The sequence below is a fragment of the Gilvimarinus agarilyticus genome (genome assembly GCF_000832015.1).
In the GTDB taxonomy this organism is placed as follows: Bacteria; Pseudomonadota; Gammaproteobacteria; order Pseudomonadales; family Cellvibrionaceae; genus Gilvimarinus; species Gilvimarinus agarilyticus.
The window spans coordinates 1,017,706-1,041,156 of the sequence record NZ_JXCJ01000001.1 but is presented as its reverse complement, the minus strand read 5'-3'; the positions used below and the strand labels follow the sequence as shown (position 1 = coordinate 1,041,156).

Below are 23,451 nucleotides of genomic sequence, written 5' to 3'. Positions count from 1 at the left end.
AGTGTTACTGGCATCCAATGGCGGAGGATTTTAGAGAAAACCGCTATCAGGGCGCAAACTTTAGTCAGAATCGATATACTAGCGCGATCAGCTCAGTCCACCCCGATAATCACCGTTAGCACAGCAGTAGCCCACAGCGAGTACGTTATGAACAATCCGAGCCTCTCGCCCGATACCAGCGGCGACTTACAGTTCGACGCGGTCATTATTGGCGGCGGCATTGCCGGACTCTGGACCCTCGACCGACTGCGCACTTCGGGTTATAACGCCATTTTGTTAACGGACCGCCCACTGGGTGACGGCCAAACACTGGCCTCACAGGGGATGATTCACGGCGGCATAAAATACACCCTTAGCGGCGCCCTGAACAAAGCCTCCGAGACAATTGCCGATATGCCAGACTACTGGGAGCGCTGTCTGGCGGGCCAGGGCGATGTCGACCTCGGCGACACAAACACCCTGAGTGATCATTTTTATATGTGGTCCAACTCCACCATGGGCAAACTCACCGGCTTTTTTGCCAGCCGTGCGGTGCGCGGCCGGGTTGATAAAGTAGCAGCAAACGAGCGGCCGGCGCTGCTGCAAAACCCCGGCTTTAAAGGCAGCCTATACCGCTTAGTAGACCGTGTGTTAGACGTGCCTTCACTGCTGGCGAACTTAGCCACCAATAATCACGGCCGGCTGTTTCAACTGTCAAACATCATCAACCGCCTAGACAAAGACGCCGACAACAACGCCTATCTAACACTGGATAATGGCACCAAACTACAGGCCCGGCGCTGGATACTGTGTGCGGGCAAAGGCAACGCCGGGCTATTAACGGCACTCGCCTGCACCGAGCCCGCCATGCAGCTGCGCCCGTTGCAGCAGCTGATCGTGCGCCACCGCTACCCCTACCCGTTTTACGGCCACTGTTTGGGCGCCGACAAAACCCCGCGCCTAACCATCAGCACTCACCCTTCGGCCAGCGACGAAACCGTCTGGTACCTGGGCGGCTCACTGGCCGAAAAAGGCGCCAGCATGAGTGCGAGCGAGCTGATTAACGCCGGCAGGCAAGAATTGGCAGAGCTATTCCCGTGGCTCGACTTTAGCGAGGCCGCGTTTTCTACCCTGCCCGTGGAGCGGGCCGAGCCGCGACAAAAAGACTTTGCCCGGCCCGACAATGCCTTTGCCGAACCCGCCTGCGGGGTAAGCAACGTACTGGTCGGCTGGCCCACGAAGCTCACCCTGGCCCCCAACCTGGCCAATCAGATCCTGGCCCAGCTGCCGCCCCCCGAGGCGCGCAACCACGACCTTGCCGCGCTGACACAACAGTTGTCTGTGCCCGATATTGCACCACTACCCTGGGAGGCGAAACGTGACTGACTTTAGCGCGGATACCCACACACATAGCTTTAGCCAACGACTATTAGGCAGCACCGGCTTACGCGTTAGCGCCGTCGGGCTCGGCACGGTTAAGCTCGGCCGCAACCAGGAAGTAAAATACCCCACCGGTTTTGAGTTGCCCTCGGACGCCGATGCATTGGCGCTTATTAACCGCGCCCGCGCCCTGGGCATTAACCTTATCGACACCGCCCCCGCCTACGGCACCAGTGAACAACGCCTGGGGCCGCTGCTCGCCGGGCAACGTGATGCGTGGGTGATTTGCAGCAAAGTCGGCGAAGAGTTTGAAGCCGGCAACAGCCACTACGACTTTAGCGCACAACACACTCGCCACAGCATCGAGCGCAGCCTGACCCGCTTGGACACCGACTACCTGGATCTGGTACTGGTGCACTCGGACGGCAACGATGTCGACATCATCGAAAACACCGAGGTCTTTACCGTACTCGAGCAGTGTAAGCGCGAAGGTAAAATACGCGCCTTTGGCATGTCGACCAAAACCGTTGCCGGGGGTATATTGGCCGCCCGCGAATCGGACTGCGTGATGGTGACCTATAACCCGGCGCACACCTCAGAGCAGCCCGTACTAGACGAGTGCCTGCGCTTAAACCGCGGCGTACTGTTGAAAAAGGCCCTCGCCAGTGGCCATTTGTGCCACACTGGCGAGCAGAGCAACCCGGTACGCCACAGCTTAGAGTTTGCCTTCGCCCACCCGGGCGTTAGCGCCGCGATTATTGGCACTATTAACCCGACCCATTTGGATGACAATGTCCAACAAGCCCGCGCCGCGCTATCGGCGTTGGCACAAGCGCAATCAGGAGAACAGCCATGACCGACTCAGCGCCCGCGTGGCTCGACGACGTAAAATGGGACGCCGCCGGGTTAGTACCGGCCATCGCCCAAGATCACAACACCGGCCGTATACTGATGATGGCCTGGATGGACCGCGAGGCATTAGCGCTGACGGCGCAGCAACACACTGCGGTATACTACTCGCGCTCGCGCGCCCGGCTATGGCCCAAGGGCGAGAGTTCGGGCCACGTGCAAAAAGTGCATGAGATCCGGCTCGACTGTGACGCCGACGTGGTCATTTTAAGTGTGGAACAACTCGGCGGCATCGCCTGTCACACCGGTCGCGAAAGCTGCTTTTACCGGGTGCTGGACGATGGCCAGTGGCGCAGCGTCGAACCGGTATTAAAAGACCCTAAAGACATTTACGGCTAACCGCCGCTAACGACAGAAGAACGATCATGAGCGATATACTCAGCGAATTGAGCCAGATACTCGAAGCGCGTAAAAACGCCGCCGACGCCGACAGCTCTTATGTGGCAAGCCTGCACCAAAAAGGCCTTAACAAAATTTTAGAAAAGGTCGGCGAAGAGTGCACCGAGACGATTATCGCCGCCAAAGACGCTGACACCAGCGGCGACACCCGCGAGCTTATTGGCGAAACTGCCGATCTGTGGTTTCACTCGCTGGTAATGCTCTCGCACCTGGGCGAAAATGCCGACAGCGTACTGGCGGAGCTGGGCCGACGTTTTAATGTGTCCGGGCATGACGAGAAAGCCTCGCGCACCCGCAACTAGATTATAAAGAGGACATCATCATGGGTATTAGCCCCTGGCAGTTATTGATTATTTTAGCCATCGTTATTATGTTGTTTGGCACCAAGCGCCTGCGCGGCATGGGCTCAGATTTGGGCGAGGCCATCAAGGGCTTTAAAAAGTCAGTCGGTGACGACGACAAAACTGACAAAGACGAAGAAGACCCCAAAAAAGTTGCCGCCCCCGACGCCAACCAAACCGGCGACGCTGACAAAGCAGCCAGTAAAGACAAGACTGAAACTCACTAAGCGCCGCTGCCACTATGTTCGATATGGGCTTTTTTGAGCTGCTGCTGATCGCTATTGTCTCGCTGCTGGTGATTGGCCCCGAGCGGCTGCCCGAGACTGTGCGCTCGGTCGGTTTATGGATCGGGCGCTTAAAGCGTAGCCTAAGCGAAACCCGCACCGAGATCGAGCGGCAAATCGGGGCCGACGATATTCGCCGGCAGCTGCACAATGAGCAAATCATGCGCAACCTCGAGGCCACCCGCCGCGAGATCGACGATGTGAAAAGCGAAATGAACAACATTATGGAGCCCGAGCGCGCTCGTCGCATGGACTCCAAACATTATGATCAGACCGAGGAGCTACCCGACCACGCGCACACGGAAGAGCCTTCAGCGAATAAACAAGAGCCTTCAGCGAATAAACAAGAGCCTTCAGCAAATAAACAAGACCCGTCAGCCGATCACGCAGAGCCAACGCAAGCCGAGCAACCGAGCAAATCCAGCACCACCCCAAGCGACTCCGGTAAATCATGAGCCAATCCAACGATAAAGAACTGCCGCTCGTACAACACCTGATCGAGCTGCGCAACCGGCTACTGCGGGCACTGTTAGTGGTGGGAGTTATTTGCGCGGCGCTGCTGGGTTTTAGCGCCGAGATTTACGAGTGGGCTTCGGCTCCGCTACAAGCTTATTTGCCAGAGTCCAGCTCGATGATTGCCACCGATGTGGCCTCGCCTTTTTTAACACCCTTTAAACTGACGCTGTTTGTGGCGTTTGTACTGAGCGCGCCTTACATCCTTTATCAGGCCTGGGCGTTTATTGCCCCCGGCCTGTACCGCCATGAAAAACAGCTGGCCCTGCCGCTGCTGGCCTCCAGTATTGTGCTGTTTTATGCCGGTATGGCGTTCGCGTACTTTGTGGTTTTTCCGTTGGTGTTTGGCTTTTTCACCTCGGTGGGCCCCGCCAATGTCGCCATTATGACCGACATCAGCCGCTACTTAGACTTTGTGCTAAAACTGTTTTTTGCCTTCGGGGTCGCGTTTGAGATTCCGATCGCCGCTATTTTGCTGATTTTAGGCGGCGCGATCACCCCCGACGGTATGGCCAAAAAACGCCCCTACGTTGTGGTTGGCTGCTTTATTATCGGCATGCTGCTCACTCCACCCGACGTTATCTCGCAGACGTTACTGGCCCTGCCCATGTGGCTGCTGTTTGAGGTTGGTATCTTCTTTGGCCGCATACTGTATCGCCGCCGTAACGAGGCCGAGCCGCAAGACGCAAACGACCAAGCCGACACTAAAAGCGACAAAAGCGCCGACTAAACGCGCTTTTGTCGGGCCTTAAGCCCTTTGGGCGAACACCTCTAATAAGGCGCCGCGCCCCTCCTTCCAACGATTCCAGCCAAGCTCGTGAAAGTAAAACACCACAGTGTTCACAGCGGGCTCGACCATTGCCACGGCACTGCCAATTAAAATATCGCCGGTTAACAAGTAGGTCACCGTGAATGCGACGGTGAAGTGCAATACAGCAAAAGATATGGTTTTTAACATGACCGCCTCCGGTTAGTGATTCGTTTGTTGCTACAGGTAAATAATAATCACTCCCAACAAATAGCGCCACATAATCGCCACTATCTGCCTAATAGCCCAAACCTATGTTCCAAATTGGCGCGCACATCCACAACTCTGCCGAGTTTTCTGCTAAATAACGCTCAACGTTTAGCTCTTTCTGCCGCTAACCCCCTTACACAGGAGTAAATCAACCTACCCCGCTTTTGCTTGCTGACTACCTTGGATGATGTCGTGCTTCGATTAAAAATTTCTCACAAGCTGTTACTGATGGTTGCCATTGCACTGGCGGCTTTCTTAATTTCTCAGGGCTATAGCCTACTGGTCGAGCGAGCCAACGCCGGGCGGCTGACTGTCGTGCAGACCAAGCTGTATCCGGCGCTTGAGCTCAACACCGTCAACTTGGGCACGCTGCTACTGATGGAGCAAAACATAAACGCCGCGGTAACCACCGGCGATACCGATTTACTCGCTCAGGCCGAGCAACAACAGCAACTGATTCAAAATAATTTGCAAGAGCTGGCAACAATCGACCAGCTGACAGCCAACGACAGTGAACTTGCCGGTGAGCAGCTCGGCCTGTGGCACAAAACCGCGCAAGAAATCGCCCAGAGCTTTATCGACGGCACGGTAGACTTTTCCAGCATCGCCGAGCGAGCCCGCGCCAATGCCCAGCGCCTAGAGAATTTGCGGACCCAGCTGGAGCAAATGAAGCAGGCCACCAAAGAACGTTTTACTCAGTCCATTGCCCAGACCTTAACCGAATCGGCCAGCGCCGGGCGCATATCGCTCGCCATTGCCGTTGCGGCGATGGTGGTGCTTATTGGTCTAACCCTGGTCATTGGCCGCTCTATTACCCGAAACATCGCCCAGGTGTCAGACTCGCTGCGGATTATGGCCTCGGGCGAGGGCGACTTAACCTCGCGCATCGATTACCGCGGGCACGACGAGATTTTAGAGCTGGCGAATAACTTTAATAGCTTTGTTGAAAAACTCCACGGCTCGTTTGCGGAGATGCTGAGCGATGTCAGTGCGCTTAGCAGCGTCTCCAACCGGCTCACCGATACCAGCTCACGCAACGTCAATGAGATTGCGGCGCAGGCCCAGGCAATTGCCTCAACGCGCAACGCCATTGAAGAGTTGATGAGCAGCGTGCATGAAGTGGCCGAGTTTGCCAGCAACGCATCGAGCCAGGCCGGTGAAATCAACCAGGCCGCCGAGCAAGGGCAAGCCACCTTAAACACCAACGTCACCACCATTACAGCACTCGCCGGTGACGTGAAAGAGTCTGCCGATGTAGTAAATCAATTTGATGGTTTTAGTAGCGACGTGGGCAAGTTGCTCAACACCATTCAAAACGTCGCCGAGCAAACCAACTTGCTGGCCCTTAACGCCGCCATTGAAGCGGCCCGCGCAGGTGAGCACGGCCGGGGGTTTGCCGTGGTGGCCGATGAAGTACGCCAACTTGCGGTGCGTACCCGTCAGGCCACTGAAGAAATTCACAATGTGATTGGCGAGCTGCAGAGCGTTTCGCAAAGCGCGGTAAACGCTATGCAATCGAGTGTCGAAAAAGCCAACACCGGTGTGGCAGCCACTCAGGAGTCAGAGCTTGCGCTGCGCACCATTTTGTCCAGTGTGCAGCAAATTAGCAGCTTTAACGATCAGATTGCCGCCGCTACCCATGAGCAAAGCGCCACCTTTAACGAGGTGCTCAGCCACGTGACCAGCATTCATCAAAATACCGAGACTGTCACAGACAGCACCAGTGCGACCAACGAAATCTGCCAAGATATCGATGACATTTCAAAGCGTCTCGGCCATATCGCGGCGCAATTTAAAGTTTGATTTTCTCACAAGGAGTTGCCACTTATGGCTCAACGAATTCACTTAGCAACAGCAACGATGGCAAGCCTTGGCTGCCTTTTGCTGTGCAGCCAAGCCGCTAACGCACAATCCGATGCCGAACGCCTACAACAGCTGGAGCAGCAAGTTGCCAACCTGCAGTCGCAAGTTAGCAGCACCCAAGCCAGTGAAGACCGCCTGCGTTTTAACGGCTTTTTAAGCTTAGCCTATGGCGTTGCCAGCAATGATGGCGGCTACGCCGGTTACACCGAAGAGGGCACGTTTAACAACGAAAGCCTGTTTGGTTTGCAAGGCGCCTTTACCTTAACCGACAACACCGAGGTGACCATGCAGTTGGTGGGCCGCGGTCGCGAGGACTGGGACCCGGGCATCGAATGGGCCTATATCAGCCATCAATTTACGCCGGCCTTTACTATGCGCGCGGGTAAAATGCGTCTGCCATTGTTTATGTACTCCGACTCCCTCGAAGTGGGCTACGCACAACCCTGGATTCGCCCACCAGTCGAAGTATACGGTGCGGTACCCGTTACCAGTTACACTGGGGTAGACGGCTTGTACGACATATCGCTGGATAACTCGACCTTGTCGTTACAAGGTTTTGTGGGCGAGTCGGACGAGACTATCTCTCTTGCCGGTGGTCAGGTAGCGCGCTTAGCGGTCAATGATTTAGTGGGCGGCTCGGCTACCTGGACTGATTTTATCTGGACGTTGCGCGCCAACTTGGCCCAGGCAGAAATTACCACTGGTGGTGATAAACTCGACACCACTTTTATGGGTGTGGGCTTTAGTTACAACGACGGCACCTGGCAGGTGATCTCCGAACTCACCAGTCTCGAGATCGACGGCCCTACCGCCGATACCGAGTCGGGCTACATTACCTTGGCTCGCACCTTTGGCGCCTTCAGTCCTTACGCGACTTTCTCGATGACCGAAAGCACCGATGACGACGAACGCCCGCTAACCAGACTCGGCGCCTTTGCCGCCCTGACGACTCCCGGCAGCCCCTACTACGGTGATGTGAGTGTGTTATCGGGCTCGGAAATTGCCAATCTGGAGCGCAAAGCCTATAGCTTAGGCGTGCGCTGGGATGTGATGAGCAACGTTGCGGTCAAGTTTGATGTCACCCGCACCAGCGACTTTGGCAATACCGGTGGCGGACTGGATGGCAACTTTGCCCCCACCATCGCCTACGACGACGCCGATGTTTACTCTATTAAAATCGACTCGGCGTTTTAAGGAGCATAGCCATGATGAAATCTCTATTACTATCGCTCTCATTGATCGCACCGATGGCACTGGCGGACTTTGTGGTTATTACTCACCCGTCGGGGCCAGATGCGATGGAAAAAGATCAGGTACGTGATCTTTACATCGGCCGCAGTAAACAACTACCCGGAGGTCAAACCGCCGACCCGATCGACCTAAGCGGCGGTAATCCTTTGCGTGAGGAGTTTCACACGACCGTCACCGGTCGCTCTCAGGCGCAGTTAAATGCGTTTTGGTCTAAGCAGGTATTTACCGGGAAGGGGCAGCCGCCACGCTCGCTGGACTCTACCACTGCGGTAAAAGCCGCCGTTGCGAGCACGCCAGGCGCTATTGGTTATATTGAGCCGGGCGAGGTTGATGGATCGGTAAAGGTGGTGTTTACGCCTTAACATAAACGCGGGCGCACATTATTGTGCCCGCGCTTAGGGCACCCACTGCCACACGAGTAGACAAAATAAAATCAGCGCGACTCCTTGCCAAAACTGCACAGGGTTGCGCTCGATTAACGGGGCGCGAGTTTTATGACTAAACGCGCGATTCGGTTTGCGTAGATCCGCCAGCAGTTCACTTAACTCCTGATAGCGTTTATGGGGTTTTATCGCCACCGCTTTACGTAACGCCTCATCGACCCACACGGGTAACTCTTTGCGCCTAAGCAATAACGAGCGATAACTCAGCGCTTGCTGAGCACGACGGTTATTGGCTTTGGCCACAGCAGTGCCATAGGGTAAATCACCGCTAAGCATTTGGTAAGCAATCACTCCCACCGAAAAAATGTCGGAGTAAAAGCCTGTCTCGTCGCCACTAAAATACTCCGGCGCGGTAAATTGCGCGGTGCCCTGAATGCTGTGATCATCCCGCGTCATCTCCGTTACACCGGCGACTTTGGTCGCACCAAAATCAATGATTTTAACCGTACCGCTGGCATCAATCATGATGTTATTGGGCCGCAAATCTTGATGAATCATTTCCTGTCGGTGAAATGCCTGCAAGCCTCGGGCAAGCTGATCGATAATATCGCGCACTTGCTCGAGACTTGGCTGAGGGTTGTCGCGCATCCATTGCACCAGCGTTTGCCCCTCGATGTACTCGGTCACCACGTACAGATAACGCCGCTTGCGCTCGACCAACGGCGCCTTTAAAACGTGCACGTTATCAATACGTCGGGCAATCCACTCCTCCATTAAAAAGCGCTCTAGGTAATCCTGATTACCGCGCGCCTCCACCGAGGGTGTTTTAATCACCACTTTTTGCCTGGTTTGCTGATCCTCGGCCAAAAACACATGACTGCGGCTACTGATGTAAATGTCGCGCACAATCGTAAAACCATCAAACTCCATACGCGGTTGCAAACGCGGGGGGAATGGCAGACTGTGCAGCTGCCGGTGCACTTCATGTATTTGCTGCGCGGGCAGCTGCTCGACATGCAACAACTGAACGCTGAGGTTATCGTCACTGCCATTGGCCAGCGCGGTATCGACAATCATCTGAGCGGCGCGATCTAAGCTATCTTGATGCTCCGCCAGCGCCTGAAAAATCTCGGCGTCAGAGACAAACTCATAAACACCGTCAGTGGCCAACATAAAGCGGTCGCCCTCTTCCAGCGGCTGCTCGCGGTAATCCACCTCTAACGCTTGCTGCACACCCAGTGCCCGGGTCAGGTAACTAACGTCCGGGCTTACGCGATTGCGATGATCTTCGGTGAGTGGTTCGAGCGAGTTATCAGCCAGTCGGTAGATGCGGCTATCACCACTGTGAAATAAATGCGCCGTATGGGATTTAACGATCAACGCACAAAAGGTACAGATGTAACCTTTGTCGCGCTCATAACGATAGGGGCTGTTACGGGTCTGCGAGTAGAGCCAGGAGTTGGTTGCCTGCAGCACTTTGCGTGCGGCATTTTTTACTGACCAGGATTCCGATGTGCAGTAATAGTCGTCGACGAAGCTCGACACAGCCGTTTCGCTGGCGATCTGACTGACGTTGCTGCTGCTAATTCCATCGGCGAGGGCCAGCACAATGCCTTTGCTACTTAACAGAGGCTCTTTGGGAATACAGGTTCCGATAAAATCCTGATTAACGGCTTTGCGGCCTTTATCGGTGCACTGACCGATACGAACTTTTAATGTCTCTGCCATAAAAAACTCCGCCCGTTACCGGGCGGAGCAAACCGGTAGGTGACTAGCGGCCAACTTTACGCTCGGGGCTAGTACGTACGTGTGTCAGGTAAAGAGGCAAACCAACCAGCAACAAGCCACCGGCCAAATTACCCAAAACCGTAGGAAGCTCGTTCCACACAAGATAATCGGCTACGGTAAAGTCACCACCCATAATCATTGAGAAAGGGAACAAGAACATATTAACAATCGAGTGCTCAAAGCCCATAAAGAAGAAGAGCATCACTGGCATCCACATGGCCGCCATTTTGCCGGTGGCCGAGGTCGAAATCATCGCACCCACCACGCCCATAGAAACCATCCAGTTACACAGCATGCCACGGATGAAAATCGTCAACCAGCCATCTAAGCCGTGAGCTTGGTAGCCCACCGTACGCGACTCGCCAATGCTGCTAACTTTAGCCGCCAGAGCGCCGCCGTCAACGTTGTAACCGTAGGTCAAAATAAACGACATCAAAAAGGCGACGGTAAGGGCACCGCCGAAGTTACCGCAAAACACCAACCCCCAGTTGCGCATCACCTGGCCAAAAGTAACCCCCGGGCGCTTATCCAATAGCGCCAGTGGCACCAGCGTAAACACACCGGTTAACAGGTCAAACTTCATCAAATACAGCATGATAAAACCAACCGGGAAGAGTATCGCACCAATTAAGGGGCTGCCGGTTTTAACCATTACGGTAATGGCGAACATTGCCGCCAGCCCCAAAATGGCGCCGGCCATAAAGGCGCGAATGAGAGTATCTTTGGTGGACATATAAACTTTCTGCTCACCAGCGTCGACCATTTTGGTCACAAACTCGGAGGGTTCGATATAAGCCATGGGGTTTCCTTTAGCAGTAGTAGGACAGTTAAAGGAGCTATGGCAAGCATTATGCCAACGCCCTATATTATCGCTAAGCCACTGAAAAACATGACAATTATCTAAAGAGCCAGATTAAAGGCAAAAGGGAAAGCCAAATAAATCGCACCAAATTAGTGCCCTGCAAAAAATAAGCGCCCGCATGAGCGGCAATATTTATGCACCACAACAATACTTTTTGGCGAAGACGCTGTGCAGGCGCACCAAAAGGAGACAGATGGATACTAAAGATTAACGCTGCATACGGAAAATCAGATCAGCGCTTTGCACCTCGCCGGACTCGGCCTCGATGCGGAAGTTATCGTTTAAAAAATACGTTAAGCCCACACTCGACAAGCTGTCGAACAAACCAATGGCGTAGTGCACATACAAATCTTCGGTAATGTACTTACCCAGCCACAGGCGACTGTCTTTTACGTCGTCATCGGATTTAATGGTCAGCTCATCTAAACCAAAGCGGCCGGCGATATCATCAGCCAAAAACTGCCCACGTTTAATGCCGAGCTTAGCGATGGCGTTGACCAAAATAGCGCCCTCGCCCGATGAAGCACCATCGAGCGGCTTGCCGGTAAATAACATCGACATAGCGTTACTGTCACTGACTTGCGGGCGGGAGAAGATCTCGGTGACGGGCTGCTGCAAGGTGCCGCCAATCATTAAGCCCACGGTGGTTTCTTCCACCTCGCGGGTCGCGGTAACATTTAAGCCCGGGTCATCCAACGGCCCTTGAAACGATAAGATACCCCGCTCAATCGTGAGATTTTGCCCAAACGATTGATAGCGGCCGTCGATAATCTCAATGTTACCCACGGCGTACATAGCTCGCTCGGGTACTTTATTGAGTGACATATTGCCGCCAATACGGGCTTTAAAGCCGGCCGCGTCCAGTGTCACTTTATCGCCCAAGGCAATGTCCAGATTCATGTGCATTGCCATGCCTTTACTCTGCCCCGGATCTTTCTCAGCGTCGATCACGACTACGTCATCGGAGACCTTGGTGGCTGATACCGGCAGCGTACTAATGACCGCATGTGCCTCCGGCACGCTGGCGCTGCCCGAGATATCAAACGAGCTTGCGTTGACTTTTATATCAATGTCGGGAGTTAGCCATAGCGTCAACGCCGGAATCGCCATTACTTTGGCGCGCTCGCCTTCGACACCAGCGTCGATACGCCACTCGGACGACAACAAATCACTCCCCCGCGCCGAGACACTCACGCTCCCCTCGCCTGCGGCTGCCTGAGCTTCAAGGGCCAAATTATTGTGGTCGCCTCTAACGGTGGCATTTAACGCGGTTAAGTCGACGCCAAGTGAAGGCAGTTCAAGCGCGCCATCGGCCAGTGCCAAATCGACAGTCGCACTGGGGGCATCGAGCGAGCCGGCAATATTGACCGCGCCATTCAGCGCCCCTTTGATATTGCTGATGGCCGGCAGCAACGCCTCAAGCGGCGAGAGGTTATCGAGCGCAATATCAAGTTTACCGTCCAGCGAGCGATCATCCGTGTGCGCTTTTAGAGTGCCCTGCAATTGGCCGTATTCCTCAAACGCCACACCTAGGTTAGCGCTCAGTTGCTGATCTTGATAATTCGCCGTGACGTGTAAATCCTGCATAGGGTATCGGTCGCTGTCATTATCCTCCAGGTGATAAATAAAGGCGGCTTCTTGCGCGGCCAATTCGAGCGCGACCGTTTGCGACTCAGCTGCAGGCCAGTGCAATGTGGCTTTACCTTGGACAAAACCTTCGACGTCTACCTCGTCTTTTAACCAGCGGCGCAATAACGCCAGTGGCAGACGGTTAATGGTAACTGCCCCTTCCGTTAAGCCTTGTGCGCGCCATGTGCCGGCCAGGCATAAATCGGTGCCGGCGTGGCGTGGCGTCGCTACGTCCTGCGCGCCCTCACCCGGCGATGTAAGGCGGGCATTCACTGCCGTGGGTGTATTGGCGGCGGCATTATTATCCGACCTATTGCCTGCGCCGCGCTGATTAACCATGCACAGTGATTGCAAACTAGCCGCGTCGGCGGCCAGCTCCAGTGCGGCCGGTTGACGCAAATTCATCGTCCGGGCATAGGCTGAGCGCACTTGCAGCTGTTCAATATCGCCGCGCCATTGCTCGCCATCCCAACCGCCTGCCAGCATTAATTGCAGGTCGTTTTGGCCGTCTTGTACAACATCTAGCGACAAGGTGTGTTGCTCGGCTCCGCCGTCAATAACGACAGTGGTAGCGGCTAACTCGACCCCTGCCAGCAGTAATTCACTCGCCTCGGCGGTGAGCATCAAGCGGCCGCTTTTAATGTCATCCGAGCTGGTATGCAAACTCAGGTTCGCCACCTGATAGTCCTGCCAATGCAGCGCTTCGCCCTCGGCATTGAGCGCAATTTTAGGAGTGGCAATATTACCGCTGAGTTTACCTGTGGCGGTAAGGCTCCCCCCCAGGCTCGGGTCGATCTGGGCTAAGATTGGTGCCTGAATATCCCAGGCAATATTGTACTGCTCACTCAAACTACCGCTTACCGCCACCTGATTGGCCCCGAGCGACGCCGCCACATCGGTAAACTGCCAACGCTCGCCGTTATAGGCCACCGCGCCGCGCCCGTTTAGCGCCAATCCGCGCAACTGCCCGGCCAGCGTGTTGATATCAACAGTTATGTCCAGGTCACCTTCACGCTGAACCCCTTTGGTGACCACCTCGGCCTGAATGTCGCCTGGCCAACCGTCGAGTAACATCCCGGGGTTTAAGTGCTCAGCGTTAAGCGCCAAATCCCAGCCCAATCCATCGGCCCAATCAAGCTGGCCACTCGCCTCCAGCGTCGAGCCCGAGGCACCAAATGCCGAGTCGTGTAATACCAGGTGCTGGGTATCACCACTGACATCCATCGAGAGCGTTAGGCTTGGGTAATTGGGGTGAATAAACTCACCCTGCAGCGTGGCATTGTAATCATCAAGCCACCCATTAACGGCCAGTGTGCCCGAGGTATCGCTGCCGACGAGTGCCTCGACCTCGATACCGAGCGCGGCAATGGGTTGGCGCGGCCACGACAGCTCGGCATCGATGGCCGCGGGCTGTTCATCCAGGCCAGTAAGGTAACGGCCGGCAAGCGATAGCTCGAAGGGTCGCTGCAGCGAGACATCCACCATTAGGTCGGTAATATCACCTTGTAACACCTGCTGCCCGGAGGGCGCACGATCTAACACGGCAGCGGGCACAAAGTGCATCACATCGGATGCGTGGCTATCGTCGGGTAACGGCTGTAAATCCCAGTTTAACTGGGTATCCAGTGAGTAGGGGTAACTGAGTTCGGCACTACCACTTAAACTGGCCTCACTGGCCGCTGTGCGCACCTGAAGCTCATCAACCACCAAACTGCCTGGGCCATAGCGGGCGCTGGCGGTAACTGCATCCACGTAATAGGCTTGATCATTCACCGCCACGTAACCGCGATCTAGCGTTAAGTTGCGCACCACAATGGCAACCGGCAAGCTCAACTCTGGCCAGCTAAACGCCTCTTGCGGCTCGGTATCGGGCGCCTCCGGGCTCGTGGTTAGGTTTATGTCTAAGCCCGTAACCGCCAGGGTATCCACCACCAGCGCGCCCCAGATAACGCCCGCCGGGTGCCAGCTTAACTCGAGCGCTTCGGCGCGATACTCTCCGCCGGGCAAGGTGTATTGCACCTGCTCCAAGCGCACGCCGGTCATTAAGTTGCCATCCAGCTGCTGGTACTCGAGGGCGGTGGCACCGCGCACCTGATCGAGCAGCCAGCGCGTGCCCGGCTCGGTAACCAACACCAGTGTTACCACGCTGATAAGCGTCATTAATAAGACGACGACTGACAACAGCCCCCGCAGCAATACGCGCTTGATCACAAGTCGGGCCCCACACTTAAATGCAGGCGCCAACCTTCGTCGCCATCGAGCGCTCGGGCGACATCGGCGCGCACTGGTCCCACCGGTGAGATCCAGCGCACGCCGACCCCCACGCCGCGATAGCGATCGAGGTAGCCTTTATTAAACGCTGTACCCTCGTCGTAAAACGTTGCCACACTAAAGTCGCCAAAAATGCGGTAATCATACTCGACACTGCCCGTTAACAGGCGCGAGCCGCCAACCACAATATCGTCATCGTTGGTGGGGCCGAGGGTTTTATAGCCGTAACCGCGCACACTGGAATCGCCACCGGCAAAAAAGCGCAGCGAGATCGGCAGCTTGTCAAAATCGTCAATTTCGGTAACCCCGGCTTCGCCACGCAACAGCAGGCGACTATCGTCGCCTAACGGCAAAATTACTTTTAGCCGGCCATAGGCCTGCAAAAAATCGGTGCTGGAAATAAGCGATTCGCTGGCCCCCTTTAAGCGCATGGTGACGTTCCAGCCGCGACGCGGATAATTCACATCTTTAGCGCTTGAATAAGAGGTGCTGTACAGAGGGATAATCAACTCCGAGTGCTGCGCCGGGTCATCCCCAAACGAGTAATCTTCTTTCTCATAACTCAAGCCATAATTATTCAGCCAGGCACTGTTCTCCCAACTGGAGTAGTTCACCCCGGTCGCCAAGCGGTTACTGGTAGAGTCGTTGATTTTTTCCTGCGTAAAACCCGTATAACCACGCAACACTTGATAGGCGGGGCGCGCCATAGGGATCGAGTAGCTCACCATATAAGTGGTGATCACTTCCGAGGCATTGATGTTGACATCAAGTTTGTGGCCGCGATCGTTTAAGTAACGATTTTCATAACCCAACAAAATACGCGGCCCGGTATCCGATGCGTAACCGATACCCGCCGAGTAACTGTGTTTAGGGCCGGCGTTTAAGTCGATATTAACCGGAACGGTGCCATCGTTTAGCGACTGCATTTGCGGCACAACGTTGACACCGCCAAAATAATTACTGGCTTGTAGCTCGCTTTTTAAACGCACTAAGTCGTCAGCGTTGTACTCATCCCCTTCCTCCAACGTGACGTAGCGGTCAATAAGGTCATCGTTGAGGATATCGTGGGTAACTTTTATATCCCCCAGGCGGTATCGATCGCCGGTATCCAGCTCGATATTTACCCGTGCTGTGTTGCGCTCCTGGCTTACCAGCACTTCAGCGCGACGAAAATCTGCATCAAAGTAACCTTGAGTGTTGGCGGCTTTTAGCAAACTATTTTTGTACGCCTCGTAGCGGCCGTGATCGAGCTGGCTGCCGGCGCGTAGTGGATTATTCGAACGCGCATTAAGCAGGCGACGATTGTCTTTGCCCTCGCCGCTGATATGAATATTCACCTCTTCGTAGGCAACCGCCGGGCCCGGCGTGATATTAAGGGTGAGACGCCAGCAGTCGTTCTCGCGCACAAACTCTTTTTTACTGCTCAGGTGGTAGTAACCGAGCGCACGGGCGGCTTCGTCCACTTTGCTATCCAGCTCACGCCCCAGCGCGCGCACGTGCCAGCGTGCCAACCGGCAAGATTGGCTGCCAAGGTCGAGGTAAGCGCGGATGTTGTCACGCAGCGCATCAGAGCCGCCCACCAATTCAAGCTTGGGCTCGATGGCAAGTGCCAGAGGCGTCTGAATAAGGGCACCAACTAACAGCAGGCGCGCGATCTTTGGCGACATAGGGTCCATACTAAATTCAGTGTGAGCAACCTTTCAGACAAGCCATCCCTGCCGGAAGTTGCAACACGAGGCCAGCTCCACTGCGTTTTGGCCGACGTGGAGCTAAGCTAGTTTAGCATTCTGCTTGGCCTACAGACCAATAAAAAGGGCGCCCTAAGGCGCCCAATTAATACCGCACACGATGTGGTCACATATTCGCCATAATCTCGCGCAACCCATTCACCGAAGCCTCGACCGACTCCAGTGGCGACATACCTTCGGGGTATTCCTCCTGCTCGACCACCAACCACTCGGTGCCGCCCACTTCACGCGCTGCCGTTACCACGGCGGCCCAGTCAGCCACATCTTGTCCTAGAATGGTCTTTTTACCCGTTGTGCCCTCGGGCAGCCCCGCTTTGATGTGGGTGGCCAAAGTGCGGCCCGGGTATTTGCGGATATAAACGGCGGCATCTTTGCCAGCAACCGTAGCCCAACCCGCATCCAGCTGCATGATCACACGGTCATCAGTATTCGCGGCGATATAATCCCAGTAGGTGGTTCCTTGGTAGGGCGCCAACTCTTGCGCGTGGTTGTGATAACCGGTCATCAAGCCGTATGGCGCGAGCTTGCTCGCCGCGGCGTTCAAATCAGCCACGACGGCTTCTACACCGTCGGCACTAAAGGCTCGGTCATCCCAAGGCACCACCAGATACTCGGCACCCAACGCCAGGTAAAACGCCGCCGTTTGGTAGAGTTTGTCATCGGCCAGCTGATCAAAACCAAGGTGGGCGCCAGAGGCCTCTAAGCCAATACTGGCCAGGTACTCTTTGAGACCCGCCGGGTCATCGGCGTAGGGGCCAAAGTTGCCGGCAAACTCCACCCCGTCAAAACCCATGTCTGCCAGAGCCTCCAGTGTTCCTTTAAAGTCTTCGGTTAAATCATCTTTAACCGACCACAGTTGAACACTAAGTTCAGGCTCTGCGGCGTTGGCCGTACCGGTTAACGCCGTTGCCGTTAGTAAGCAATACGCCAAAAATCGTTTAAAACCATGCATAATGGCACTCCGTTCATTATTTGTTGTAGGGCAGGAACTGCCGCCTAGCTGCTCAGTCAAAGCCTGCGGGCAAACGCCCGAAGCGGGCATCAGTATAGCCACTCAACCACGCCAGACGAGTAATCTTTACCCATACTTGCAGTCGCTAACACAGTAAACTTACCCTATGCCTACACCAGCCAACGCCGCTAGCCAAACTCTGCCCGCGCCAGAGTACGTTGGCTTTGGGACGCGCTTGGGCGCCTGCATTATTGACTCGCTGTTGGTTTTACCGCTCCTGATTGGGGCGATTGTATTCGCCTACCGCCACATGGATAGCGGCCTGGACATGCTACTGGCTGGGGGCGACGACGCCTGGGTCAATTACGGCATCCCCGCTGTGTTTACTCTGGTGTTTTGGCTTATTAAGGCCGCCACACCGGGCAAACTACTGCTCCGGGCCTACATCGTCGATGCCACAAGCCTCGCCAAACCCGCACCCTGGCAGCTGCTGGTGCGCTATCTCGGTTACTACCTGTCACTACTGCCATTGGGGCTCGGGTTTTTATGGATACTCTGGGACCCGCGCAAACAGGGCTGGCACGATAAGCTCGCCCGCACCTTGGTCATCCGCACAAAGCCGTAATCGCCTGCCGCGCCGGTCGCGCGTACGAGCCGGCTCGGTTACAATAGCGGCCCCAAATCCGGCGACAGGCAAGGTGTGCTATGAGCGAGAAAAAAACCACTCACTTCGGTTTTGAGCAGGTCGAGGTCGATAAAAAGGCCGAACGCGTTGCCGATGTGTTTCACTCGGTCGCCGGTAAATACGACCTGATGAACGATTTAATGTCGGGTGGCGTACACCGGTTGTGGAAGCGCTACACCATTGAAAAATCCGCGGTACGCACCGGCCACAAAGTACTGGATATAGCCGGCGGAACCGGCGACTTATCCTACCAGTTTGCGCAAAAGGTAGGCCCCGAGGGGTTAGTGGTACTGGCCGACATCAACGCCTCGATGCTCAATGTCGGGCGCGACCGGTTAACCGATCGCGGCGTCGCCGGCAACCTTACTTGCGCTCAAGCCGACGCCCAGTACTTACCCTTTCCGGACAACACCTTCGACTGCATCACCATCGCCTTTGGTTTGCGCAACGTCACTGATAAAGACCTGGCGCTCGCGGCGATGCTGCGGGTGCTAAAGCCCAGCGGCCGATTGCTGATTTTGGAGTTTTCCAAGCCCGCCAACCCGCTGCTGGAAAAAGCCTACGACACCTACTCGTTCTCGCTGCTGCCGCTGATGGGCAAACTCATTACCAACGACGCTGATAGCTACCGCTATTTGGCCGAGTCGATCCGCATGCACCCGGATCAAAAGACCCTGCAAGGCATGATGGACAACGCCGGCTTTGTGATGACGGAGTTTCAAAACATGACCGGCGGGATTGTGGCGCTCCATATGGGTGTTAAACCCTAATGGCCGACCCAACCGCCATTACCGCTGTACTCACGGCGCTGGAAAAAGCCGCCGCCAAAGCACTTGAGTACGACCCGGGCACTCGCGCGCAGCTGGCCAAGCTGGCGGGCCAAACTTTACTGCTCGATTGCACCCAGCCGGCACAAAAAATCTACCTGCAATTTACCGCAAGCGGCATTGCCTTAAGCGGCCATTACGAGGGCGAGCTGGCCGCCACCCTGAGCGGCAGCGGTACCGATATCGCCAAACTACTGTTTGCCGATCAACACAGCTTATACGGCAGCGGCGTTAGCATCAGTGGCAACGCCGGTGTGTTGGCGCAGTTGCAAGGGCTGATGGGGCAGCTGGACATCGACTGGGAACTGGCGCTGGCTGACATCATCGGCACCCTGCCCGCCCACGCCCTCGCGCAATCTGTTCGCGGGGCGGGCCGCTGGGGCCGCGAGCGAGCGCAAAGTGCCGAGCGGCTGATACGAGAATATCTGGCTGAGGAGTCCGGCGCAGTATTGGGCCGCTCAGAGTTTGCCACATTTGTGGCCGATATTGACGACACTCGTTTTGCCGTAGACCGGCTTGGTGCCCGCATCGCCCGTTTACAGGCGCACAACGATCATAAGGACCACTGATGTACTCTCTGCTTCGCCTGTGCCGCATTGTATTCACGTTTGCGCGTTTTCGGCTGGATTTATTATTGCCGCGCCACAACATCCCCTGGTGGCTGCGGCTACTGCTTTGTCCACTGCGACTGATCCCCGCCGGCTCACTCAGCCGCGGAGAAAGGTTGCGTCTGGCGTGCGAGCAACTGGGTCCCATCTTTGTCAAATTCGGCCAGCTGTTATCGACCCGGCCGGATTTAATCCCCGCCGATATCGTCGAGGCATTAAGTGAGCTACAAGACAATGTTCCGCCCTTTGCCAAAGAGACCTTTTGCCAATTGGTAGAGAGCTCACTGGGCGACAGCGTCGATGCGATTTTCGCCCAGTTCGACCGCGAGCCTTTAGCCTCGGCCTCGGTCGCACAGGTACACGCCGCGGTGTTACACGATGGCCGCGAAGTGGTGGTGAAGGTGGTGCGCCCGGGTATCGAGCGCGTTATTAGCCAGGACACACGGCTGCTGCACGCGCTGGCGCGTGGACTGGAGCGCTACAGCGCCGATGGCAAACGCCTGCGTCCGGTGGAGGTCGTCGAGGACTACCGCACGACCATCTTTGACGAGCTGGATTTACAGCGCGAAGCGGCCAATGCCTCGCAACTGCGGCGTAACTTTTTACACTCGCCACTGCTGTATATCCCCGAAATCATGTGGGACTACACCCGTAATAAAGTACTGGTCATGGAGCGCATCTCCGGTATCCCAGTCACTCAGATCGACGCGCTAGAAGCTCAGCACACCGACATGAAAAAACTCGCCGAGCGCGGTGTCGAGATCTTTTTTACCCAAGTATTTGAGCACAACTTTTTTCACGCCGACATGCACCCGGGCAATATTTTTGTCTCCCGCGAGCACCCCGAGCAGCCGCAGTACATTGCCGTCGACATGGCCATCGTCGGCTCGCTCACCCGGGCCGATCAGTATTACTTAGCGCGCAATATGCTGGCCATGTTCCGCCGCGACTACCGCCAGGTGGCCGAGCTGCATATTCAAAGTGGCTGGGTTCCTGAGGACACGCGCGTCGAGGAGTTAGAGGCCGCCGTGCGCACCGTGTGTGAACCAATCTTTGAAAAGCCTCTCAAAGATATATCGTTTGGCCATGTATTATTAAGCCTGTTTCGTACCGCGCGCCGCTTTAATATGGAGGTACAACCGCAGTTGGTGCTGCTGCAAAAAACCTTGCTCAATATCGAAGGGCTCGGCCGGCAACTGTACCCCGACCTAGATTTGTGGAGCACCGCGCACCCATTTTTAGAGCGCTGGCTTAAAAACAGGTTTGACCCGCGCACTCTGTGGGGCGAGCTAAAACGCTACGCCCCCGAGTGGCTGGAAAAATTTCCCGAGGTGCCGCACTTAGTGTTTAACGGTTTGCAGCAAGTGCAAAACATCGGCGAGTGGAGCCAGGAGCTGGCGCTCACTCGCGCGCAACTGGCCCGGCAAGAAAAAGCCCGGCGGCGCCGGCGCTACGCCAACTTCGCCGCGCTGCTCAGCCTCGCCGGCGCCGGGTATCTGGCCTTAAGTGAGGTAAATGCGCAGCTGCCCAACGTCGAGCTAAACCAGCTGCCGGCAGGCCTTTGGGTCTTGCTCGCAACAGCGGCGGTAGCCATAATCGCCGGGCGCTAAACAACGATTCACAATAAAAACGCGAGTAACCATCAATCATTCAGTACAAAGGATATGTGCAACTATGAGTTTTAAGCGACAACTACCACGCACCACTGGCACCCTGCTGGCCATTGCTCTTTTAAGCTTAACCGCCTGTGGCGGCGGCAGCAGTGGCGGAGGCCCCGAGCCCCTTGCAACCCGCTCAAGTTCGAGCGCCACAGCCACGAGCAGCTCAAGCAGCGTTTCCAGCACCTCAAACCTTACCTGGATTGAGGGTAGTTACGAGCCGGCGGACGACTACTGGAGCCTTTGCGAAAACCCCCGCACCGGGATTGCGCCCTACAACGACCAGCCCTACCCGGACATGGCCGGCAGCACCCTCGAAGAGAACTTCTTTTTACGCTCGCTGACCAATGAGTTCTACCTCTGGTATGACGAGGTAGAAGATCGTAACCCCGCGTTTTACAGTACCACCGAGTACTTTCAGCTAATGAAAACCACGCAGCTTACGCCCACCGGCACCCCCAAAGATCAATTTCACTGGAGTGCGCCCACCGACGAATACCTGCAGCGTACCGAGTCTGGGGTTGAAGCCGGCTTTGGCGCCGTGTGGGCGATACTGTCTCCCGTGCCGCCCCGGGAGATTCTGGTGTCGTATGTGCAGCCCAACTCTCCGGCCGCGGAGGCCGGCCTGAGTCGCGGTGCACAGGTGTTAGAAATTGACGGCGTCGATGCGGTTTACGATAACAGCAATACTGGTATCGATACGCTTAACGCCGGACTGTTTCCCTCCGGGCTGAACGAAACCCACCGTTTTACCGTGCGCGACTTAGACGCCACAGATGAGCGCACGGTTGAACTCAACTCCACCGAAATCACCATTGCCCCAACGCCCACGGTTAAGACTCTGAGCACGGCAACAGGCGACGTGGGTTACCTCTTATTTAATACCCACATCGCCACAGCAGAGACAGCGCTGATTAACGCTATCGAGCAATTGCGCAGCGCGGGCGTCAGCGATCTAGTGCTGGATCTGCGCTACAACGGCGGCGGCTATCTGGACATCGCCAACCAGCTGGCCTACATGATTGCTGGCAGCAATGCGGCCAATAAAACCTTTAACTCAACCGAGTTCAACGATAAACACCCTAATATCGATCCTTTCACCGGCGAGCCACTGGCGCCTATGGAATTTCACTCCACGACGCAGGGTTTTTCTGAAATTGGCGGTCAGGCATTACCCGCTCTGAACCTTGATCGTGTGTATGTGCTCACCAGTGCCGACACCTGCTCGGCCTCCGAGGCCATTATTAACGGTCTGATCGGTATCGATGTCGAGGTAGTGCAAATTGGCGCCGCCACCTGTGGCAAGCCCTACGGCGCTTATGTGGTGGACAACTGCGGCACCAGCTATTTCTCGACGCAGTTTAAATCGGTTAACGCGAAAGGATTTGGCGAGTACAGCGACGGCTTCTTCCCCGGCAACAGCAATAGCACTAACCCCGCTGAGCTACCGGGCTGCTGGGTGCCCGACGATTACGGGCACAGCCTAGGCGACAGTAACGAGGCGCGCTTGGCCGCTGCATTACACTACCGCAACACCGGCAGCTGCCCCGCCAGCAGTAGCAATAAAACCTTGAGCGAGCGACAAAAAGCCGGCGCAACCGCCACAGAAAACGCCGTTATACAACAACCTCCGGGGCTTGGCGATATGCTATTGCGCCACAAGGGGTCGACACTATGAGAGCAACCGCAATCACCACATTATTGAGCCGCTTATGCGCAGCCGCGTTGCTGGCAGGCATACTGAGCGGCTGTCAAAACACCCCGAGCAACGGGCCACAACCCGCCCTGCTGGTTACGCCCGACGATACTGTGCGAGCGCAACTTAAAGGTATCGTTAGCGATGCGTTGCAAACCGAAGTAACACTGTCGCAGCAAGCGCTCACCACAGAGCCCGTGCTGATTATCGATGCCGCCAGCCGGCCGCGCAGCCTGGACGCCAGCGGCGCCCAGGGGATCTGGCGCGACCGTCCAGATCACTTCGAGTTGTACCTTGTGAATGGTCAGTGCCGAATAAAACACCGACAAAGTGAACGCGAATGGCCCCTGCCGGCAGCAACGTGTGAGCCGGTGAACGGTGAACGGTGAACGGTGAACGGTGAACGG

The 23,451-nt window shown here is 55.8% G+C and carries 22 protein-coding genes; 16 read left to right on the top strand and 6 right to left on the bottom strand.

Translation table 11 applies throughout. From position 1 onward, the window contains the following. The first annotated feature begins 147 nt into the window (after positions 1–147). The 7 genes from SD69_RS04555 to tatC are packed head-to-tail and all read left to right on the top strand — an operon-like array spanning position 148 to position 4,535. Complete coding sequence (locus SD69_RS04555; RefSeq protein ID WP_052480891.1) at positions 148–1,365, top strand: FAD-dependent oxidoreductase; 1,218 nt, start codon at positions 148–150, stop codon at positions 1,363–1,365. Next, on the top strand, positions 1,358–2,215 hold the full coding sequence (locus SD69_RS04550; RefSeq protein ID WP_052480890.1) for an aldo/keto reductase: 858 nt from the start codon (positions 1,358–1,360) through the stop codon (positions 2,213–2,215). The genes SD69_RS04555 and SD69_RS04550 overlap by 8 nt, the downstream gene beginning before the upstream one ends. Further along, a complete protein-coding gene (hisI, locus tag SD69_RS04545; RefSeq protein WP_041522272.1) occupies positions 2,212–2,607 on the top strand; it encodes a phosphoribosyl-AMP cyclohydrolase in 396 nt (131 codons plus the stop codon). Before SD69_RS04550 ends, hisI begins: the two co-directional genes overlap by 4 nt. A 26-nt stretch (positions 2,608–2,633) precedes the next feature. Next, positions 2,634–2,969, top strand: coding sequence for a phosphoribosyl-ATP diphosphatase (locus tag SD69_RS04540; RefSeq protein ID WP_041522271.1), 336 nt, complete (start codon positions 2,634–2,636; stop codon positions 2,967–2,969). Between the two features lie 20 nt (positions 2,970–2,989). Next, positions 2,990–3,235 carry a twin-arginine translocase TatA/TatE family subunit gene (gene tatA / locus SD69_RS04535; protein ID WP_041522270.1) on the top strand — a complete coding sequence of 82 codons (246 nt, stop codon included), beginning with the start codon at positions 2,990–2,992 and terminating at the stop codon, positions 3,233–3,235. Positions 3,236–3,249: 14 nt separating this feature from the next. After that, the gene (gene tatB / locus SD69_RS04530; RefSeq protein WP_041522269.1) at positions 3,250–3,747 is read left to right on the top strand and encodes a Sec-independent protein translocase protein TatB; all 498 of its coding nucleotides are present in this window, start codon (positions 3,250–3,252) and stop codon (positions 3,745–3,747) included. Continuing rightward, on the top strand, positions 3,744–4,535 hold the full coding sequence (tatC, locus tag SD69_RS04525) for a twin-arginine translocase subunit TatC (protein WP_041522268.1): 792 nt from the start codon (positions 3,744–3,746) through the stop codon (positions 4,533–4,535). Before tatB ends, tatC begins: the two co-directional genes overlap by 4 nt. A gap of 18 nt (positions 4,536–4,553) precedes the next feature. Here the strand turns inward: tatC and SD69_RS04520 are convergent, their stop codons facing one another. Next, on the bottom strand, positions 4,554–4,763 hold the full coding sequence (locus SD69_RS04520) for a DUF2061 domain-containing protein (RefSeq protein WP_041522267.1): 210 nt from the start codon (positions 4,761–4,763) through the stop codon (positions 4,554–4,556). Positions 4,764–5,015: 252 nt separating this feature from the next. On the opposite strand from SD69_RS04520, the gene SD69_RS04515 reads away from it, so the two are divergent. The 3 genes from SD69_RS04515 to SD69_RS04505 are packed head-to-tail and all read left to right on the top strand — an operon-like array spanning position 5,016 to position 8,299. Beyond that, on the top strand, positions 5,016–6,626 hold the full coding sequence (locus SD69_RS04515; protein WP_041524438.1) for a methyl-accepting chemotaxis protein: 1,611 nt from the start codon (positions 5,016–5,018) through the stop codon (positions 6,624–6,626). 24 nt (positions 6,627–6,650) lie between these two features. Further along, on the top strand, positions 6,651–7,880 hold the full coding sequence (locus tag SD69_RS04510; protein WP_052480889.1) for a hypothetical protein: 1,230 nt from the start codon (positions 6,651–6,653) through the stop codon (positions 7,878–7,880). An 11-nt stretch (positions 7,881–7,891) separates the two neighbouring features. Continuing rightward, positions 7,892–8,299: a type 2 periplasmic-binding domain-containing protein gene (locus SD69_RS04505; protein ID WP_052480888.1), complete on the top strand. Its 408-nt coding sequence runs from the start codon at positions 7,892–7,894 to the stop codon at positions 8,297–8,299. Between the two features lie 33 nt (positions 8,300–8,332). On the opposite strand, the gene SD69_RS04500 is transcribed toward SD69_RS04505, so the two are convergent. From SD69_RS04500 to SD69_RS04480, 5 genes are all read right to left on the bottom strand, one after another. Next, the gene (locus tag SD69_RS04500; protein WP_041522265.1) at positions 8,333–10,048 is read right to left on the bottom strand and encodes a bifunctional protein-serine/threonine kinase/phosphatase; all 1,716 of its coding nucleotides are present in this window, start codon (positions 10,046–10,048) and stop codon (positions 8,333–8,335) included. Positions 10,049–10,091: 43 nt separating this feature from the next. Then, the gene (locus SD69_RS04495; RefSeq protein WP_041522264.1) at positions 10,092–10,907 is read right to left on the bottom strand and encodes a formate/nitrite transporter family protein; all 816 of its coding nucleotides are present in this window, start codon (positions 10,905–10,907) and stop codon (positions 10,092–10,094) included. Between the two features lie 270 nt (positions 10,908–11,177). Beyond that, the gene (locus SD69_RS04490) at positions 11,178–14,810 is read right to left on the bottom strand and encodes a translocation/assembly module TamB domain-containing protein (RefSeq protein WP_041522263.1); all 3,633 of its coding nucleotides are present in this window, start codon (positions 14,808–14,810) and stop codon (positions 11,178–11,180) included. Beyond that, entirely contained in the window at positions 14,807–16,537 is a 1,731-nt protein-coding gene (locus tag SD69_RS04485; RefSeq protein WP_198144053.1) for an autotransporter assembly complex protein TamA, read from the bottom strand. Before SD69_RS04485 ends, SD69_RS04490 begins: the two co-directional genes overlap by 4 nt. Before the next feature lie 187 nt (positions 16,538–16,724). Then, positions 16,725–17,570, bottom strand: coding sequence for a sugar phosphate isomerase/epimerase family protein (locus tag SD69_RS04480; RefSeq protein WP_041522262.1), 846 nt, complete (start codon positions 17,568–17,570; stop codon positions 16,725–16,727). Positions 17,571–17,736: 166 nt separating this feature from the next. Between SD69_RS04480 and SD69_RS04475 the strand changes: the two genes are divergently transcribed. The 6 genes from SD69_RS04475 (at position 17,737) to SD69_RS04450 (ending at position 23,433) form a co-directional block, all read left to right on the top strand. Beyond that, complete coding sequence (locus SD69_RS04475) at positions 17,737–18,195, top strand: RDD family protein (protein WP_052480886.1); 459 nt, start codon at positions 17,737–17,739, stop codon at positions 18,193–18,195. 80 nt (positions 18,196–18,275) lie between these two features. Continuing rightward, entirely contained in the window at positions 18,276–19,025 is a 750-nt protein-coding gene (gene ubiE, locus SD69_RS04470) for a bifunctional demethylmenaquinone methyltransferase/2-methoxy-6-polyprenyl-1,4-benzoquinol methylase UbiE (protein ID WP_041522261.1), read from the top strand. Continuing rightward, positions 19,025–19,651: a ubiquinone biosynthesis accessory factor UbiJ gene (locus tag SD69_RS04465; RefSeq protein ID WP_041522260.1), complete on the top strand. Its 627-nt coding sequence runs from the start codon at positions 19,025–19,027 to the stop codon at positions 19,649–19,651. The genes ubiE and SD69_RS04465 overlap by 1 nt, the downstream gene beginning before the upstream one ends. Then, positions 19,651–21,300: a ubiquinone biosynthesis regulatory protein kinase UbiB gene (gene ubiB, locus SD69_RS04460; RefSeq protein ID WP_041522259.1), complete on the top strand. Its 1,650-nt coding sequence runs from the start codon at positions 19,651–19,653 to the stop codon at positions 21,298–21,300. The genes SD69_RS04465 and ubiB overlap by 1 nt, the downstream gene beginning before the upstream one ends. 64 nt (positions 21,301–21,364) lie before the next feature. After that, entirely contained in the window at positions 21,365–23,026 is a 1,662-nt protein-coding gene (locus tag SD69_RS04455; RefSeq protein WP_041522258.1) for a S41 family peptidase, read from the top strand. Beyond that, the gene (locus SD69_RS04450; RefSeq protein ID WP_041522257.1) at positions 23,023–23,433 is read left to right on the top strand and encodes a hypothetical protein; all 411 of its coding nucleotides are present in this window, start codon (positions 23,023–23,025) and stop codon (positions 23,431–23,433) included. Before SD69_RS04455 ends, SD69_RS04450 begins: the two co-directional genes overlap by 4 nt. The last annotated feature ends 18 nt before the right edge of the window (positions 23,434–23,451 follow it).